Annotated in this window: 13 protein-coding genes; 5 read left to right on the top strand and 8 right to left on the bottom strand. The window is 33.9% G+C overall.

Annotated elements, in window-relative coordinates:
- Positions 1-167 precede the first annotated feature (167 nt).
- Both GSY47_RS10345 and GSY47_RS10350 read left to right on the top strand, forming a co-directional pair.
- Positions 168-1289, top strand: a complete 1122-nt coding sequence (locus GSY47_RS10345; RefSeq protein WP_179003458.1) for a hypothetical protein — start codon at positions 168-170, stop codon at positions 1287-1289.
- 10 nt (positions 1290-1299) lie between these two features.
- Positions 1300-2058, top strand: coding sequence for a porin family protein (locus GSY47_RS10350; protein WP_179003457.1), 759 nt, complete (start codon positions 1300-1302; stop codon positions 2056-2058).
- A 184-nt stretch (positions 2059-2242) separates the two neighbouring features.
- On the opposite strand, the gene GSY47_RS10355 is transcribed toward GSY47_RS10350, so the two are convergent.
- Genes GSY47_RS10355 through GSY47_RS10375 form a run of 5 tightly spaced genes read right to left on the bottom strand, consistent with a single transcriptional unit; the run spans position 2243 to position 8817 of the window.
- Entirely contained in the window at positions 2243-2836 is a 594-nt protein-coding gene (locus GSY47_RS10355; protein ID WP_179003456.1) for a chemotaxis protein CheB, read from the bottom strand.
- Positions 2818-3627 carry a CheR family methyltransferase gene (locus GSY47_RS10360; protein ID WP_179003455.1) on the bottom strand — a complete coding sequence of 270 codons (810 nt, stop codon included), beginning with the start codon at positions 3625-3627 and terminating at the stop codon, positions 2818-2820. Before GSY47_RS10360 ends, GSY47_RS10355 begins: the two co-directional genes overlap by 19 nt.
- A gap of 7 nt (positions 3628-3634) precedes the next feature.
- Entirely contained in the window at positions 3635-4000 is a 366-nt protein-coding gene (locus GSY47_RS10365; protein ID WP_109192962.1) for a response regulator, read from the bottom strand.
- Positions 4001-4018: 18 nt separating this feature from the next.
- Positions 4019-7585 carry a response regulator gene (locus GSY47_RS10370; protein WP_179003454.1) on the bottom strand — a complete coding sequence of 1189 codons (3567 nt, stop codon included), beginning with the start codon at positions 7583-7585 and terminating at the stop codon, positions 4019-4021.
- An 11-nt stretch (positions 7586-7596) separates the two neighbouring features.
- Positions 7597-8817, bottom strand: a complete 1221-nt coding sequence (locus GSY47_RS10375) for a hybrid sensor histidine kinase/response regulator (RefSeq protein ID WP_109192960.1) — start codon at positions 8815-8817, stop codon at positions 7597-7599.
- A 370-nt stretch (positions 8818-9187) separates the two neighbouring features.
- Between GSY47_RS10375 and GSY47_RS10380 the strand changes: the two genes are divergently transcribed.
- Both GSY47_RS10380 and GSY47_RS10385 read left to right on the top strand, forming a co-directional pair.
- The gene (locus GSY47_RS10380) at positions 9188-10036 is read left to right on the top strand and encodes an SDR family oxidoreductase (RefSeq protein WP_179003453.1); all 849 of its coding nucleotides are present in this window, start codon (positions 9188-9190) and stop codon (positions 10034-10036) included.
- Positions 10037-10288: 252 nt separating this feature from the next.
- Positions 10289-10549 (top strand): SemiSWEET family sugar transporter, encoded by a 261-nt coding sequence (locus tag GSY47_RS10385; protein ID WP_179003452.1) that lies wholly within the window; start codon positions 10289-10291, stop codon positions 10547-10549.
- Positions 10550-10610: 61 nt separating this feature from the next.
- Here GSY47_RS10385 and GSY47_RS10390 read toward each other — a convergent pair whose 3' ends face one another.
- Positions 10611-11435, bottom strand: a complete 825-nt coding sequence (locus tag GSY47_RS10390; RefSeq protein WP_179003451.1) for a hypothetical protein — start codon at positions 11433-11435, stop codon at positions 10611-10613.
- A 358-nt stretch (positions 11436-11793) separates the two neighbouring features.
- The gene (locus GSY47_RS10395) at positions 11794-12135 is read right to left on the bottom strand and encodes a hypothetical protein (RefSeq protein ID WP_179003450.1); all 342 of its coding nucleotides are present in this window, start codon (positions 12133-12135) and stop codon (positions 11794-11796) included.
- Positions 12136-12337: 202 nt separating this feature from the next.
- Here GSY47_RS10395 and GSY47_RS10400 point away from each other — a divergent pair, with 202 nt between their 5' ends.
- Positions 12338-15541 (top strand): PAS domain-containing protein, encoded by a 3204-nt coding sequence (locus GSY47_RS10400; protein ID WP_246611313.1) that lies wholly within the window; start codon positions 12338-12340, stop codon positions 15539-15541.
- A gap of 2 nt (positions 15542-15543) precedes the next feature.
- Here GSY47_RS10400 and GSY47_RS10405 read toward each other — a convergent pair whose 3' ends face one another.
- The gene (locus tag GSY47_RS10405) at positions 15544-15975 is read right to left on the bottom strand and encodes a response regulator (protein ID WP_179003449.1); all 432 of its coding nucleotides are present in this window, start codon (positions 15973-15975) and stop codon (positions 15544-15546) included.
- Positions 15976-16143: the final 168 nt, after the last annotated feature.

Consider the following 16143-nt stretch of genomic DNA (forward strand, 5'->3'; position numbering starts at 1 on the left):
ATTTCTTAAAATTTTAGACGCAACAAAAGAATTTTTAGTTAACTTTAACACTAATTACCACATATTCTACACTCCAAAAAAGTAAAAGACAAGCCGAAATTCCTTCAGAATACATTAGTACATCATTATTTCAAGCAGTTTTATTTAACAATTAAACACTCTAGTCAATGAAATGTAATAAACTAATATCAGCCTTTTTCTTATTATTTAGTGTTCCTTTTTTTGGTCAGGTCTACACCGACAAAATCGTAGGAGAAAAAAATCAGCAATTAAAAGACAGTCTAAAAGTAGAAGAATACCCATACGCACTGCCCATCTGGGGAGAAAAAGTGGCTCAAAAGGGCTACAAACTTCCTTACTCTGCCGGATTATCCATCAATTATTTTTGGCAGGATTCTCAAATCAATATCAGTAATTTGGAAGTCGGTTTTAATAACAGTCCAATGTTTAATCTGGACGAGATCGTTCGTTTTGATAAATCTTCTGTCGAAGCGGGTGCTCTTACTATTCGACCTGATATATGGTTACTGCCTTTTTTAAATATTTATGGAATCTTTGGCAAAGCCAACACGGCAACTAAAATTAACGCCGGAATTTGGGTTCCTGACGCTGACAATAATTGGTCTCAGGTCGCTTCATTTAGCACGAAAGCCAATTTTAATGCCACTACTTTTGGTTTGGGTATGACACCGACAATTGGAATTGGTGGCGGCTGGCTGGCACTCGACATGAATATGGCATGGACGGATATTAGTTCGTTGGATAAACCTGCTTTTTCCTATGTTTTTGGGCCAAGATTAGGTAAAACCTTTAAATTTCATAAAAAAGATCAAAACATTGCGGTTTGGGTTGGCGGTTTTAGGGTTCATATTTCTGGAGATACCAACGGAAACATTCCTTTATCAGACATTTTTGACCTCAGCAATGCCCAGCAAAAAGTAGACGACGGTTTGGCAAAAGTGAACGAAAACCAAACTAACGTTGACAATTGGTGGAATGGTTTAACTCCTGCACAACAAGCAAATCCAATAAATAAAGCAAAACATGAAACGGCAAATCGTGCGTTAGACCGAGCAGGAACTTTTTTAACACATTTAGATGGGGCATTAAGTACAGCTGATAATTCGACGGTGCAATATTCTTTACAAAAAGCTCCGAAAGATATGTGGAACTTTATCATGGGAACACAGTATCAATACAATAAACATATCATGTTTCGATTTGAAGCTGGTTTCTTGGGCAGTCGTACACAGTTTTTAGGAGGTCTCCAATATCGCTTTGGACTTTAAACCCATTTTTATGAAAAAAGGTTTATTCATACTTCTCGCTTTCTTTTGTATGAGTGAGGCGAAATCTCAGGTTTTAATATCCCTGATTTTTGGAGACAAACTCAATTCGCCTTTTTTAGAATTTGGTCTGGAAGGCGGACTTAATCTTTCGGATATTTCGAATCTGGAAAGTTCTGGAATGAATCCGGGGTTTAATCTTGGCTTTTATTTTGATATCCGATCCAAAAAAAATCCCGCTTGGATGATTAATACCGGAGTTATTGTCAAATCTCCAATGGGTGCAAGACATATTCCTGTTTATTCTTTAGAAGATGAAAATCTCGATACTACTTTTGAAGGCGGGACTGTGAACAGAGAAATTCGATATTTTAATGTTCCGATTTTAATTAAATACCAATTCAAAAATAGAATTTATATTAAAACAGGACCGCAATTAGGACTTCTAGCTTCTGCTTTTGACGAGTTTACAAATGAAATCAATAAAAATGATGTTACGTACAAGAAAAAAATAAGGGATGAAATTCGTGTGATTGATGCCGGAATTGCTCTTGGAACAGGTTATCATATGAATGTCGGCAACGGTTTAAATATTACTATTCAATATTACTACGGATTAGTTCCTGTGATGAAAGGAGATGGGCCAAATGTCTATAACAGATCTTTGTACTTGACTGCCGGAATTCCTATTGGAAAAGGAAAAGCAGCCCAAAAAAGAGCTGAAAAAGAAGCTGAAATAAATAAAGTTATTCTGCCTGAAGATGAGAAATAAAATAGTTTGTGCTATATACTTTCGATCTATTTGTAAACACATAGAAACATAGATTTTTGTTTTTACAAAAGAGAACAAGAAAGAGACTAGTTTCTAACACATAGCTCTATGTATATTAATGCAAGTGAAACGCCTTTTAGACAAAGAAAATCTATGTTTCTATGTGTTTAAAAAATAAAATTCTCTAAGCAGTTTCCTGATTTATTCCTTTTAAAAATTCAAGGATTTCTTCTGTCTTCAAAATAAAATCTGGTGAGGCATGTAAAATTGCATTATTCGGCATAAAAGACATTTCTGCTGAAAGCGGATTTTGTACTACGGTTGTTCCTCCTGCTTGTTTAATAGCTTTTATTCCAACGGTTCCATCAGAGTTAGATCCGGACAATAATATTCCAATTAATTCTGAGCCATATATCTCCGCAGCCGATTCGAAAGACACGTCTATGCTTGGTCTGCTGTAATTTATTTTCTCTGAAGTGTCCAACGAAAGGGTTTCGTCTTTTTCAAACAGCAAATGATAGTTGGAAGGTGCAATATAAATAAACCCTGTTTTTAAGGCCACTTTATCTTCAACCTCTTTTACATCTACTTTTGATCTTAAGGCTATTAAATCTTCTAAGGTTTGTTCGTCTGAGTTTTTTCTGTGCACCACAATTACAATGGCAAAAGAAATAGGGCTTTCTATAAAAGGCAAAATATTTAATAATGCCTGTAAACTTCCTGCAGAACCTCCAATGATAACTACTTTACAATTTTTTATTATTTTATTTTCCTCCATATTTTCTCTTTATCAAACTGTTTGTATTTGGTTGGAGAGATAGAATACTTTATTGTTTCTTTTGTTCCAAGTGCTATAAAACCAAGCATGGCCAGACTATCATCAAAAAGATTTATAACTCTTTTCTGCAGATTATTATCAAAATAAATTAGGACATTGCGACACATAATAAGATCGAACTCATTAAAAGAAGTATCTGAAACCAGATTATGCTGTGAGAAAACCATTTTTTCAGAAAGGCTTTCGTTGAATTTTGCAAAACCATAATTGGCAATGTAATAATCGGAAAAATCTTCCTGCCCGCCGGAATCACGGTAATTATCGGCATAATCTTTTATCATTCTTAACGGAAAAATACCACTTTTCGCCGTTTCTAAAACGGTGGCATTGATATCTGTTGCATACAATATCGATTTATGCAGTAATCCTAATTCTTTAAGCATGATGGCCATCGAATAGACTTCTTCTCCGGTAGAACATCCGGCATGCCAGATTCTGATAAAAGGTTTGGTTCCCAATAAGGGCAGAATTTCTTTTCGAAGTGTGAGATAAAAAGACGGATCACGGAACATTTCTGTCACGTTTACCGTAATCTCATCAATCATTCTTTTGCAATACTCCTCGTCTGTTCTGACTTTTGATAAAAACTCATGAAAATGCTTAAAACCATCTAAATAGAAAACCCTATTTACGCGCCTTTTAAGTGAAGCTCTGGAATAGCTTCCAAAATCAAAACCATAATATTCGTAAACTTCATTTATAAGCGTTTCTAGTTCAATATCTTCAATCATAATTCATTTAAATTTCTCCCAGGATTTGAAGTAATTTATCAACATCTACGGGTTTTGAGATGTATGCATCTGCTCCAGCCTCTAAACATTTTTCTCTATCTCCTGTCATTGCCTGCGCCGTTACGGCAACGACAAATGTATTCTCTTGTGACGGAATCGCCTTTATTAATGGAATGGCTTCATAGCCGTCCATTTCGGGCATCATCATATCCATTAAAACAGCATCAATCGAGCTGTCATTTTTTAATATTTTTAAAGCTTCTTCTGCACTTAAACAAGACAAACACTCAAAAGATCTTGCTTTTAAAGTATTTACTAATGCAAAGATATTTCTGGAATCATCATCTACAATCAATACCTTTTTCTTTTCCATTTACAGTATTTTTAAAGATTAGATTTTATCGTATAACCAAACTCGAAGCAATGATAACAACTGATCGACATCCACAGGTTTTGTAATATAATCTGAAGCTCCCGCTTTAATACATTTTTCCCTGTCGCCAGTCATTGCTTTGGCTGTTACGGCAATTACTGCTAAGTTAAGGAATTTAGGATTAGCTCTTATCTTTTCAGCTGTTTCGTAACCGTCCATGTTTGGCATCATCATATCTAATAATACAACATCTGTATCTGGGTTTTCGTCCAGAATTTTAATCGCCTCTTTACCGTCAAATGCAGTAATAACATTCATTTTAAACGCTTCTAAGGCTTTAGAAAGCGAATAAATATTACGAACGTCATCATCCACAATCAATACTTTTTTCTCAAACAAAATATTATTTAAAGAATTCAGTTTTTTAGTACTCTCTTTTTTACCGTTTCCTTCTTTTTTGTTTTCTACCAAATGAAGGAAAAGCGAAACCTCATCGAGCATTCTTTGGTACGAATGTGCGGTTTTTACAATAATAGAATCGGCATATTTTTTAATCTTCAATTCTTCTTTAATAGACAAACTTTTTCCTGTAAATACGATTACCGGAAGATTTTCTAATCCCGGACTTTTCTTTACGCCATCCAGAATTTCGTAAGCTTGTTTGTCCGGAATTCCCATGTCAAGAATTACACAGTCTACATCCTTGTCTGTCAGAACAGATAATCCTTCTGAAACATCGCTTTTTATTTCTGAATTGATATTATACGTTTCCAGAAAATAAGCTAGTGCTTTGGCATGCTGTGGATTATCTTCAATAATTAAAACCTTTTGAGATTCTTTATTGATAATATGTTCGATACGTTTAAAAACATCCGGAATTTTATCGAACGCAACTGGTTTGTCTAAGAAATCTACGGCTCCTTTTAACAAACTTTCCTGTTTCAATTTATGCGAAGACATAATGTGCACCGAAATATGCTTGGTATGTGTATGATTTTTTAATTCTTCTAAAACCTGCCAGCCACTTTTAACCGGAAGTTCGATATCCAGTAAAATTCCGATTGGTCTGTAAATCAGGGCAAAATTAAGGGCATAATCTCCTCTTACGGCTACTACTCCTTTGTATCCCTTTTTCTGCGTAAAAGCCAGTAATGATTTTGCGAAATTGATATCGTCTTCTACAATCAGAATCACTTTATCGCCTTCTACAATCGAATCACGGTCGTCTTCAATTTCTGCAGGAATTACTTCACTGATGTATTTTGGTCTTGCTTCTTCGTTTTCAGTTTCAACTTCAATTTCTTCGACATGCGGAATTTTGTTCACTGAAACTTTATTGATGGCAAACCCTAAAACAGGAAGACATAAAGTAAAAGTACTTCCTTCATTTACTTTACTATGCAGGATGATTTCTCCTCTTAATAATTTGGCTAATTCACGACTGATTGACAGTCCCAAACCAGTTCCGCCATATTTACGTTTCGTTGAACCATCGGCTTGTTGGAACGCTTCAAAAATTAATGGCTGTTTTTCAACCGGAATTCCGATTCCCGTATCTTTTACAATAAAACAGATTATTTTATCATCGTCTGTATCTACTTTGATTTCAAGGGAAACAGTTCCACTTTCTGTAAACTTAATGGCGTTTGAAATCAGGTTTTTCAGAATTTGCTCCAAACGCATTTTGTCTGTTTTAATGACAATTGGAGCGTCTTTAGCAATGATTTCAAAGTTGATTCCTTTTTCTTTCGCTACTAAATAAAATAAATTATGCAGGTTGTCTGTAATTTCTTTAGTTGAAACATCCAGGAATTCCAAATCCATTTTACCCGCTTCAATCTTAGACAAATCAAGGATTTCATCAATTAATCCCAATAAACTGTTCCCTGAACTCTGAATTACTTTTGCAAACTCAATTTCTTCATTGTTCATGTTTTTGTTGTTGTTTTCAGACAACAAACGGCTCAATAATAAAATCGAATTTAACGGTGTTCTCAATTCGTGCGACATATTCGCCAAAAACTCTGATTTGTAGCGTGTTGTTAATTCAAGAGCTTCTGATTTTTTCTGAATTTCAGTATTTTTTTCTTCTAATAAAACACTTCTTTCTGAAAGTTCTTCGTTGGTTTGTTCCAATTCTTCCTGCTGTACGCGAAGTTCTTCTTCAGATGCCTGTAATTTTTCGGTTTGTGCTTCCAATTCTGCATTGATGGCTTCCAGTTCGCTATGCTGAATTTGAAGCTCTTCTGACTGTGATTTGGTTTCTTCCAGCAATTCCATCACTCGTTTACGATTTTGAGTTGCTTTTAAAGCAATTCCGATATTATTGGAAACTATGTTTAAGAACTCCAGTTGCAATACAGAGAAGCCATAAATACTTGCTAATTCTACGGCACCTTCTACTTTGAAATCTGTTAACGGAAGTGCCACAACATGAGTTGGTTTAATTTCACCCAAAGCATAATTGATCTGTATATCGTCTGGAGAAAGTGATTTTAATTCCAGCATTTTTCCGGAAACAATTGCCTGCCCAATAAGTCCTTCTCCTTTTTTGATTCTTTCTCTGTTTTTGCTCGGTATATAACTATATCCTCCTGTAACAGTAAGTTCTTCGCCATCTATAACATATAAAACCCCAGCACTGCTGTTGGTGTATTGACACAAAAATTCGATGACATCTTTTGCCAGTTTCTGAATCGTTTTTTCGCCCAGCATTTTATCATTTAAAGATGCAACACCTGTTTGGAGCCATTCTTTTTGAGATAAAAGTTCAAAAGAGGTTTTTAAAGAATCCCTCATTTCATGAATCGATTCTCCTAAAGTTCCCAGTGTATCGGCTTTTCGATCATCAATCTGAACATCGTAATTGCCTTTTGAAATCTGGATGGCAATTCCACCGATAACTTCTAATCTTTCTGCAATTTCTTTGTCTTTTCTTTCCAGCTCACGTTGTAATGCTGATCTTTCATTGTAATCTTTGAGAATTCTAATCAGGAACACAATCGAAATAATAAACGCAATAAAGAAAGCGATAATAATCAGAATTAAACTATAAGTTCCATAACGTTCTGAATTGGCATTGCGTTCTTCTAAAAGTTTCTGCTCTGTATTTTCGACTTTTTTGATGATTGCCTTTATCTCATTCATCATATTTCGGCCTTCATTCAAATCAAAAATCAACGTTTCTTTGCTTAAACGCTTTTTTACGATTTGATTATTCAGGTATTTAAAGAAACCAGATCGCTTAGATCTTAGTTCATCAAGCATTTTTCTCTGAGAAGGATTATCAGATGTAAGTTCATCCAGTTTATCAAAATAATTATTTGATTTGGCTTCAGAATCATTAAAACGATCTACGAACTGTTCATCGCCTGTAAGGAGATACCCTCGCATGCTGGTTTGGGCTTCAGTGATAATTGCCGAACCTTCGTTTAAATTATAAATTACATCCTGGGTATGGTTTACCCAAAAATTACTGCTTAGTAAACTTTTAATACTAATAAAAGAAGCAACAGAACTAATAGTGAGTACAAGTAGCGAAACGAGTGAGCTAATTAGTAAATTTCTTTTAAAATTACCATTCATATATTTCTAAATTATTTTAGTTTGTACTTTAAAGGAAGTATAATAATAAAACTTGCGCCTTGTCCTACTTCACTTTTAGCTGTTATTAATCCGTTATGTTTTTCAATTATTTTTTTTGCAATTGCAAGTCCGATTCCGGTTCCTTCGTAAGTTTGGCGATCGTTTAAGCTCTGAAAGATAATAAAAATTCTGTCGAGATAAATTTCGTCAAAACCAATTCCGTTATCCTTTACGGTAATTCTGCAAAAATTGCCTTCAGGAGATGTTGGACTATCAAATGATTTTTCTAGAATTGTTTCTGATGTAATTTCGATTATCGGCTTTTCTTCGCTACCGGAAAATTTCAATGCATTTCCAATCAGATTCTGAAAAACCTGACGCATCTGACTTGGAATACTATCTACTGTTGGAAGTTCATTGGTTTTGATCGTTGCGTTTTTATTTTCTATCAAATAATCAAAATCGGATAATACTTCTTGTAAAACCTCATTTAAATCTGTTCTTTCTGGTTTTACCTGAGCCGAAAGTCTGGAATAAGCCAGAAGATCAGTAATCAGCGTCTGCATTCTCTCAGCCGATTTTATGGTTCGGTTGACATAATCGATTGCTTTATCGTCGGTTTTTAAATAAAGATCTTTTATAATTTTAATGAAAATCTGAATCTTACGTATGGGTTCATTCAAATCATGCGAGACGACCCAGGAAAACTGTTGTAATTCGTGATTTCGAAGTTCTAGTTCTTCATTTTTTTGAACCAGTTCTTTAGTTCTTTCCGCAATTTTGATTTCGAGATTGTCCTGTGCTTCTTTTCTAATTTTGATTTCTTTAGAAAGCAGGTCTTTCATTATTTTGAGCTCGTTCTGTTGCTCGTAGATTTTAATGAAGGTTTTTACTTTTAAAATCAGTAAATCAGAGTCGACTGGTTTTGTAATGTATTCAACAGCACCTGTTTCATAACCTTTAAAGATATATTTCTTCTCGGTATTAAGTGCCGAAAGAAATATAACCGGAATATCTTTGGTACGCTGATTACCAGAAAGGATTTTAACGACTTCAAAACCGTCAAGTCCCGGCATCTGAACGTCCATTATAATCAGGCAATAATCTGTTTTTAGAATTTTCTTTAGAGCTTCTTCACCAGATTCGGCACTATCGACATCGATATTATGCAGTTCTAATGTCTTCTTTAAGGCAATAATATTGGCCCTTATATCATCTACAATTAATACCATGCCGTGTTGAAGCTAAATCTGTTGTAAGTCAAAACTGTTGAATTTAAATTATTATAAAAATTTTCTTATTTTTTTATGAAATTACAGAAGTAACTCTTAAAAACTATGCGGAAATTCTCAAATGTATAAAAAAATAACCGGGGGCATTTTTATCTAAATCAAAAATAGTTACAAAATTCCCACTTTTGATTGTTGTTTCTAAGATAAATTATGATTTAGTACGTGTTATAAATTTTGCGTTATTTTAAGATTTTACCAAAACAAATGTATTTTCATACAAAATCATTTATTGAGGTAAACAAAATTTCTTTTAAGGCAAACCAAATTGATGTTCTGAACTAAATTTAAAATGCATTAAAAGAGAAAGATTATGACGAAGACAAAAACATTCCCCGAACAAAAACAAAATCTCCCTGGCAACGAACATATGATGAAACCGGAACCGGAGATCATTAGAGAAAATTATGCTGGAAGCGGTAAACTACTAGGAAAAACCGCTTTTATAACCGGCGGTGACAGTGGCATTGGGCGAAGTGTTGCCATACATTTTGCCAGAGAAGGTGCCAATATTGCGATTGTTTATCTTAAGGAAGACAAAGACGCCCTCGAAACAAAAGAAATGATTGAAAAAGAAGGGCAACAATGTCTCTTGATAAGTGGTGATTTAAAAGATGAAAAATTCTGTAAATCGGCGATTAAAAAATGCCACACTACTTTTAAGACCATCAACATTGTCGTGAACAACGCAGCGGTGCAATTTCCAGAAAAGGAATTGGAAAATATTACAACAGCTAATCTTCATAAGACTTTTGAAACCAATATTTATCCGTATTTTTATATCACAAAAGCAGTACTTCCTATTTTAAATGAAGGCGATGTGATCATCAATACTACTTCTGTAACTGCTTTCCGCGGAAGCGAACATTTAGCCGATTATGCGAGTACAAAAGGCGCTATTGTCAGTTTTACCAGATCGCTTTCGACTATGCTGGCAAAACGGAAAATACGGGTAAATGGTGTTGCACCTGGACCAATCTGGACACCGCTTATTGTATCGACTTTTGATAAATTATCAGATTTCGGAAAAGACAATCCGATGGAAAGAGCCGGACAGCCTTCTGAAGTTGCACCTGCTTATGTGTTTTTGGCTTGTGAGGACAGTAGCTATATTACGGGGCAGTTTATTCATATTAATGGTGGCGAATTAGTTGGTGCTTAGTTTTTTTTAAAACCGCAAAGAGCGCAATCCCGATAGCTATCGGGATACGCAAGGGTCGCAGAGTTTTTTTAAGTTTATTATGTTTTAATCTCGCAGAGTCGCAAAGACGCAGAGTTTTTTTTATTAAAGAGACATAAAAATCTGCTAGAATCCGCCAAATCTGCGTGAGACAAAACTTTGCGTCTCCGCGACTTTGCAAGAACCAAAAAAACTCAGAATCTCAGAATCTCAGAAACTTAGAACCTCAAAAAAATGACTTACATAGACATCATCGGACTTTTTGCTGGAGCTTGTATTACCATCTCCACAATTCCGCAGATTTTGAAAGTTTGGAAAACCAAAAAAGTAAAAGAGATTTCTCTTAAAATGTTTGGCATTCTTACTTTTGGAATTGCGATATGGATTATTTACGGCATTTTAAAAAGCGACTGGCCTATTATTATTACTAATGGTGTTTCACTTTGTTTAAATCTCATAATGGTCTATTTTATTTTGCACTACGAAAAAGAATAAGTTTATAAAAAGAAAAAAACAGCCCGTTTGAGCTGTTTTTTTGAAGTATATGTCAGGCTTTTTAGCTAGCTAATTTCTGGTTGTAAGATTTTAATTCTAACTGATATTTTTGTTTGAGTGTTCTCGACTGTAAACTTCTTCTAATCATCTGCAAAGGCATTGTTACAGTCGAAACACTTAAAGTTGAAAGTTTTTTGATCTCATTTATTTGTCTCGAAGCAAAATGTAAAATCGGATTAAATGTGCTTAAATAGTTATAACTATGCTGCGCTATCTCCAATTGTAGAACTTCTCTTAGAATATTTCTCATCATCAAATAACGAACTGTTCCTTTCTTCGCAATTGTTTTTAGTTCCTCAAACTTTTGTTCGATTTTATGATTCTCAGTTCCAATGTAAATGTAATTACCTGACTCATTTGTAAATGTTTTTTTGATTTGAGAAACAAAATCGGTCTCTTCATTATTTACAGCAGTAGGCATTCCGATTAATGAAAACTGGATGTGTTTATGACTGTCAAAATACAATACACTATTGATAGTCGAAGAATTACACATGATTCCTGACTGGTTTTTATTCAAACCTTTTACATTTCCATTTGCACCAAAACTATGCTGCACATTTCCTTTCTCACAATACACAAAAAATACTGGTGTAAACGGATTAGATTCAATACTCAAATTAACATCTTCGTTAAAAGTAAAATCAAAATTGAGATAAGTCATTTCTTTTTCAAAACGAACACCAGTAATACTTCCCTTTGCCCATCTTGATTTAAAAGTCAACTTATATTCGTTGGCAGAAATTATTAATTTACCGCCAAAACTATCTTTAAAATTATTAAAGACAGCATCAAATCCTCCAGTATTTATGTAAAGTTTTTTCATTATATGGTTTTTGGTTGAACAACTTAGTTAGTAATTATTTACGTACAAAAACTAACTTTGGTTTTTATCTTAATTTGTATACTTCAAATTTCGTTTATCTTGTCAATCAATTCCTTATACAATTTCGGAGAGATATTTCATAATTATTATTTTGGAAGGACAAAGGTTCAAAGTGACAGAGTGCCAAAGGTTTTATCTCTTTGTCTTTTTTTGGATATGAAGAAGCTCAGCCAACTAAATAAACCTTTGTTTCTTTGTAACTCATTAACTCTGTAACTAAAAAAAAAGCAGCTGCCTCAAATAAATTTGAAACAACTGCTCATCAGCAAAATAAAAATATCAATCTATTTTTACCTATTTATGTAAGTTCATTTATATCGGCATTTTTAGAATAATTGGCCTTCGGGATATCTTTAAAGAATTCTGCTTCTTCTAAATCCGCTGTAGGGCCATAACCTAATAAATGAGTTCCTTTTCCATTATCTTTTGTTTCGATTATATATAAAATTGACATATCATCTGGATCACTCATTCCTTCGTAACGATGGTGTGCAACAATGAAAATATCTTCGGGTTTATACGCAGTTTTAGTTTCTGAATCAATCAATCGATTGTTTTCGAATATATAATTAACGGTATATCCTTCGTTTTGATATCTCTTTATATTGTCAGTTTCATGTTTTGAATCTTCTCGTTTCATAGCCTTTATTTTTAATCTGTTTATCAAATTTCCGTATTGAAAGGGGATAAAATTAACTCTAATGATTTTAATCTTAGCTCATTCAAAAATCACATTCAAATGAAATTTATTTTTTTATTAATTTTAACCATGCCTTACTTCGAGTAAGATTTTTTTATACGACCTTTAGTATTATTATAAGACGACAAATACCCTTTTTTTAATGAATAATAGTTATGATTTTTTGGCAAATGGAGGAGAAATGGGAGAGCTAACCCGAGCCAAAGATTGGAGCAAAACATCTGTTGGATCTGTAGAATATTGGCCTCAAAGTCTGCGTACCACTTTGGGAATTTTATTAAATTCTAAATTCCCAATGTTTTTGTTTTGGGGTCCGGATCATATTTGTTTTTACAATGATGCTTATCGTCCGAGTTTGGGAAACGATGGTAAACATCCTGCAATACTTGGCGAAAAAGGAGCCGATTTCTGGCCAGAAATATGGGATTTTATTCATCCTTTAATCGATCAAGTTTTAACAAAAGGCGAAGCAACCTGGCATGAGGATCAACTGCTTCCTATTTATAGAAACGGCAAAATGGAAGACGTTTATTGGACTTTCAGCTACAGTCCTGTAAACGATGAAGAAGGAAAAACTTCAGGTGTATTAGTAATTTGCAATGAAACTACCGAAAAAATCCTGATTAACAAAAAACTTAAAGAAAGCAACGAACGCCACTTAAACAATATTATGCAGGCTCCTAATGCCATGTGTATTTTTAGAGGACCTAATTATATTATTGAAATTGCCAATAAACTAATGCTCGAAATTTGGGAACGAAAAGAGAAAGAAGTGTTGCATAAGCCTGTTTTTGATGCCCTTCCTGAAGTTCGTGACCAAGGTTTGGAAGAAATTTTAAAAGAAGTCTATACTACAGGCGAAAAATTTACGGCTCAAGAGCTTCCTGTTAAACTATCCCAAAAGGGTAAAATATCTACACATTTTATTAATGTAACTTATGAAGCTTTAAAAGAATCAAATGGAGAAATTTCTGGAATTCTAGCTATAGCAGATGACGTTACTGTTCAAGTACTTTCCCGAAATGCAATTGAAGAAAGTGAAAAACGTTTTAGAAATACTGTAAAACAACTGCCTTTAGGAATTGCCATTTTAAGAGGATCTGATCTTGTTTTAGAAATGGCAAACACAACTTATCTTCATATCATTGATAAAAATGAAAATGATATTATTGACAAACCTATATTCGACTCTGTGCCTGAAGCGAAAGAAACGGTTTTCCCGCTGCTTAAAAAAGTTTTTGAAACAGGTGTTCCTTATTATACGGATGAACTTCCTGTTAATTTAAACCGCTATAATAATCAAGAATTAGGATACTTTAATCTTGTTTTTTATCCGTTAAAAGAAGAAAGTGATACCATTGAAGGCGTTATCGTTGTAGCTTATGAAGTGACCGAGGAAGTAAAAGCAAGGCATCTTTTGACTGAAAGCGAAAAAGCTTTTAGAAATATTGTGATGGAATCTCCTATTGCAATGGCAATCTTTAGAGGAAAAGAACATATTATCGAAATGGCCAATACAACAATGATGCACAACATTTGGCAGAAGGAAGAAAAAGAAGCTATTGGAAAACCTTTATTAGAAGTTTTTCCTGAATTGGCAAATCAAAAATATCCCGAATTATTAAATGAGGTCCTTAATAATGGCAAAACTATTCGTGAAAATGAAGCAATTGCTTATGTTGATATTAAAGGAAAACTAAAAAAATTCTATCTCGATTACGAATATACGCCTCTGTATGAAAAAAACGGGAAATCATCTGGAATCATGGTAACTGTTAATGATGTTACACCTAAAGTAAAAGCTAGAAAAAAACTAGAAACGGCCGAACAAAGAGTCAGATTGGCCACTGAAATTGGAGAAATTGCCATGTGGGATTTAAATCTTCAATCTAAAAATCTAATCTACAGTGATAATTTACTGGATCTTTTTGGTTTTGAAAAAGACAAAAAACTAGTCCATCAAGATATTAGAAGCCGAATTCTTCCAGAAGACGAACCTATCTTAGAAGCTGCATTGGCAGAAGCATTCAAGACAAGCATTTACAAATATGAAGCCCGTATTTTAAAACTAGACAATACGATAAGCTGGATAAAAGTACATGGCAAAATATTTTTTGATGAGAACAAAGAGCCTGCAAAAATGATAGGAACAGTAATGGATATTACAGTTGAAAAAAACAATCAGCAGGTTTTGCAAAAAAGTGAAAAGAAATTTAGGCTTCTCGCCGACTCTATTCCACAGCAGATTTGGACAAGCGATTCTATCGGAAATCTAAATTATTTCAATGAAACTTTCTATAATTACTGCGGCTTTTCAAAAAAAGAAATCGAAAAGAACGGTTGGCTTCAAGTCGTACATCCAGATGACCGGGAGGAAAATGTAAAACTCTGGATGGAGTCTGTAAAAACTGGACATGATTTTCTTTTTATTCATCGATTTAAACGATACGATGGCGTTTACAGATGGCAACTCAGCCGTGCCATTGCACAATTGGACGAATCGGGCAAAATCGCAATGTGGGTTGGAACCAGTACTGATATTGAGGAACAAAAGAACTTCACAAATCAGTTGGAAGAACAAATTATGGACCGAACTACACAACTCGAAATTCAGAACAGGGATTTAGTAAACATGAATATTGAGCTACAGTCCTTTGCTTATATTTCGAGTCATGATCTTCAAGAACCATTAAGAAAAATACAAACTTTTGCCAGTCGATTGAACGAATTGGATGATACGAATATTTCGGCGAATGCCAAAACCTATTTGTCCAGAATTGAAGTATCAGCAAGAAAAATGCAGACACTTATACAAGATTTATTGACCTATTCGCGAGCGAATTCTGCAGATCGTGTTTTTACAACTGTAAACATAAATGATATTATGGAGGAAGTAATTGGCGATTTTTCAGAAAAAATTGAAGAAAAGAAAGCCAAAGTAGAGTATCATGATTTAGGGGAAGCAACTCTTATACAATTTCAATTCAGACAATTATTGCATAATTTAGTTGAAAATGCGCTTAAGTTTTCTAGAAACGGTATTCCTCCAAGGGTAAAAATTTCAGTTGCTGAAGTAAATGGAATCAATTTGCCAAATGCCCAATTTAAGGATAAAATATATCATCATCTTAAAGTTTCGGACAATGGGATTGGTTTTGATATGGAATACAAAGAAAAGATCTTTGAAGTTTTTCAGCGTTTAAATACCGAAAGTGAATTTAAAGGTACTGGAATTGGTCTTGCTATTGTAAAGAAAATCGTTGAAAACCATAAAGGTTTTGTTACTGTTTCCAGCGAAAAAGATAAAGGATCTACCTTTAATGTATATATTCCCGATTTATCGTAAAATTAGAATTTGAATACAAAATTAGACTTGGTTGGAATAAATTTATCCCACTCCACTTGAATAGCATGTTCTATAGATTTGATAATATCACTCATCAAAACTGGTTTCGTTATAAAGGCATTTGCTCCCAAGCTACGGCATTTCTCAATAATTCCTGGTTCACTTGAAGTCGAATAGATTACAACTGGAATATCCTTCTTGTAATCTGAATTTCTAAGTTCTTCTAAAACATCAAATCCATTTTTTCCAGGCATATTCAAATCTAGAAAAACTACATAAGGCGTTGAGGGCGGATTAAATATGGCGCTTAGCAGTTTATCTCCTCCACTATAGGTCTGCAGTTTAATTTCTCTTGGAATCGAATCTACTGCATCGGCAAAAATGCTGATATCATCTTCGTCATCATCCGTATATAATATAGTATAATCTGCCATGGTATTTTTCGAGTGTAAATTTTAATCAGTCCAAATATAACGTATTTTTTTCTGGAACATCTCATTTTGAACATAATTCCTACAAAATATTAAAAATTGAAATCTCATAATTTCTAAGTTTTATTATATAATGTGAACAGATTTAAAAATGCCAACTTTACATATAGA

Source organism: Flavobacterium quisquiliarum (assembly GCF_019308285.1).
GTDB classification, from domain to species: domain Bacteria; phylum Bacteroidota; class Bacteroidia; order Flavobacteriales; family Flavobacteriaceae; genus Flavobacterium; species Flavobacterium quisquiliarum.

Bases quoted from the DNA above. Each gene is read 5' to 3' on its own strand.
- GSY47_RS10345 (WP_179003458.1), top strand. From the start codon at position 168: ATGAAATGTAATAAACTAATATCAGCCTTTTTCTTATTATTTAGTGTT.
- GSY47_RS10350 (WP_179003457.1), top strand. From the start codon at position 1,300: ATGAAAAAAGGTTTATTCATACTTCTCGCTTTCTTTTGTATGAGTGAG.
- GSY47_RS10355 (WP_179003456.1), bottom strand. From the start codon at position 2,836: ATGGAGGAAAATAAAATAATAAAAAATTGTAAAGTAGTTATCATTGGA.
- GSY47_RS10360 (WP_179003455.1), bottom strand. From the start codon at position 3,627: ATGATTGAAGATATTGAACTAGAAACGCTTATAAATGAAGTTTACGAA.
- GSY47_RS10365 (WP_109192962.1), bottom strand. From the start codon at position 4,000: ATGGAAAAGAAAAAGGTATTGATTGTAGATGATGATTCCAGAAATATC.
- GSY47_RS10370 (WP_179003454.1), bottom strand. From the start codon at position 7,585: ATGAATGGTAATTTTAAAAGAAATTTACTAATTAGCTCACTCGTTTCG.
- GSY47_RS10375 (WP_109192960.1), bottom strand. From the start codon at position 8,817: ATGGTATTAATTGTAGATGATATAAGGGCCAATATTATTGCCTTAAAG.
- GSY47_RS10380 (WP_179003453.1), top strand. From the start codon at position 9,188: ATGACGAAGACAAAAACATTCCCCGAACAAAAACAAAATCTCCCTGGC.
- GSY47_RS10385 (WP_179003452.1), top strand. From the start codon at position 10,289: ATGACTTACATAGACATCATCGGACTTTTTGCTGGAGCTTGTATTACC.
- GSY47_RS10390 (WP_179003451.1), bottom strand. From the start codon at position 11,435: ATGAAAAAACTTTACATAAATACTGGAGGATTTGATGCTGTCTTTAAT.
- GSY47_RS10395 (WP_179003450.1), bottom strand. From the start codon at position 12,135: ATGAAACGAGAAGATTCAAAACATGAAACTGACAATATAAAGAGATAT.
- GSY47_RS10400 (WP_246611313.1), top strand. From the start codon at position 12,338: ATGAATAATAGTTATGATTTTTTGGCAAATGGAGGAGAAATGGGAGAG.
- GSY47_RS10405 (WP_179003449.1), bottom strand. From the start codon at position 15,975: ATGGCAGATTATACTATATTATATACGGATGATGACGAAGATGATATC.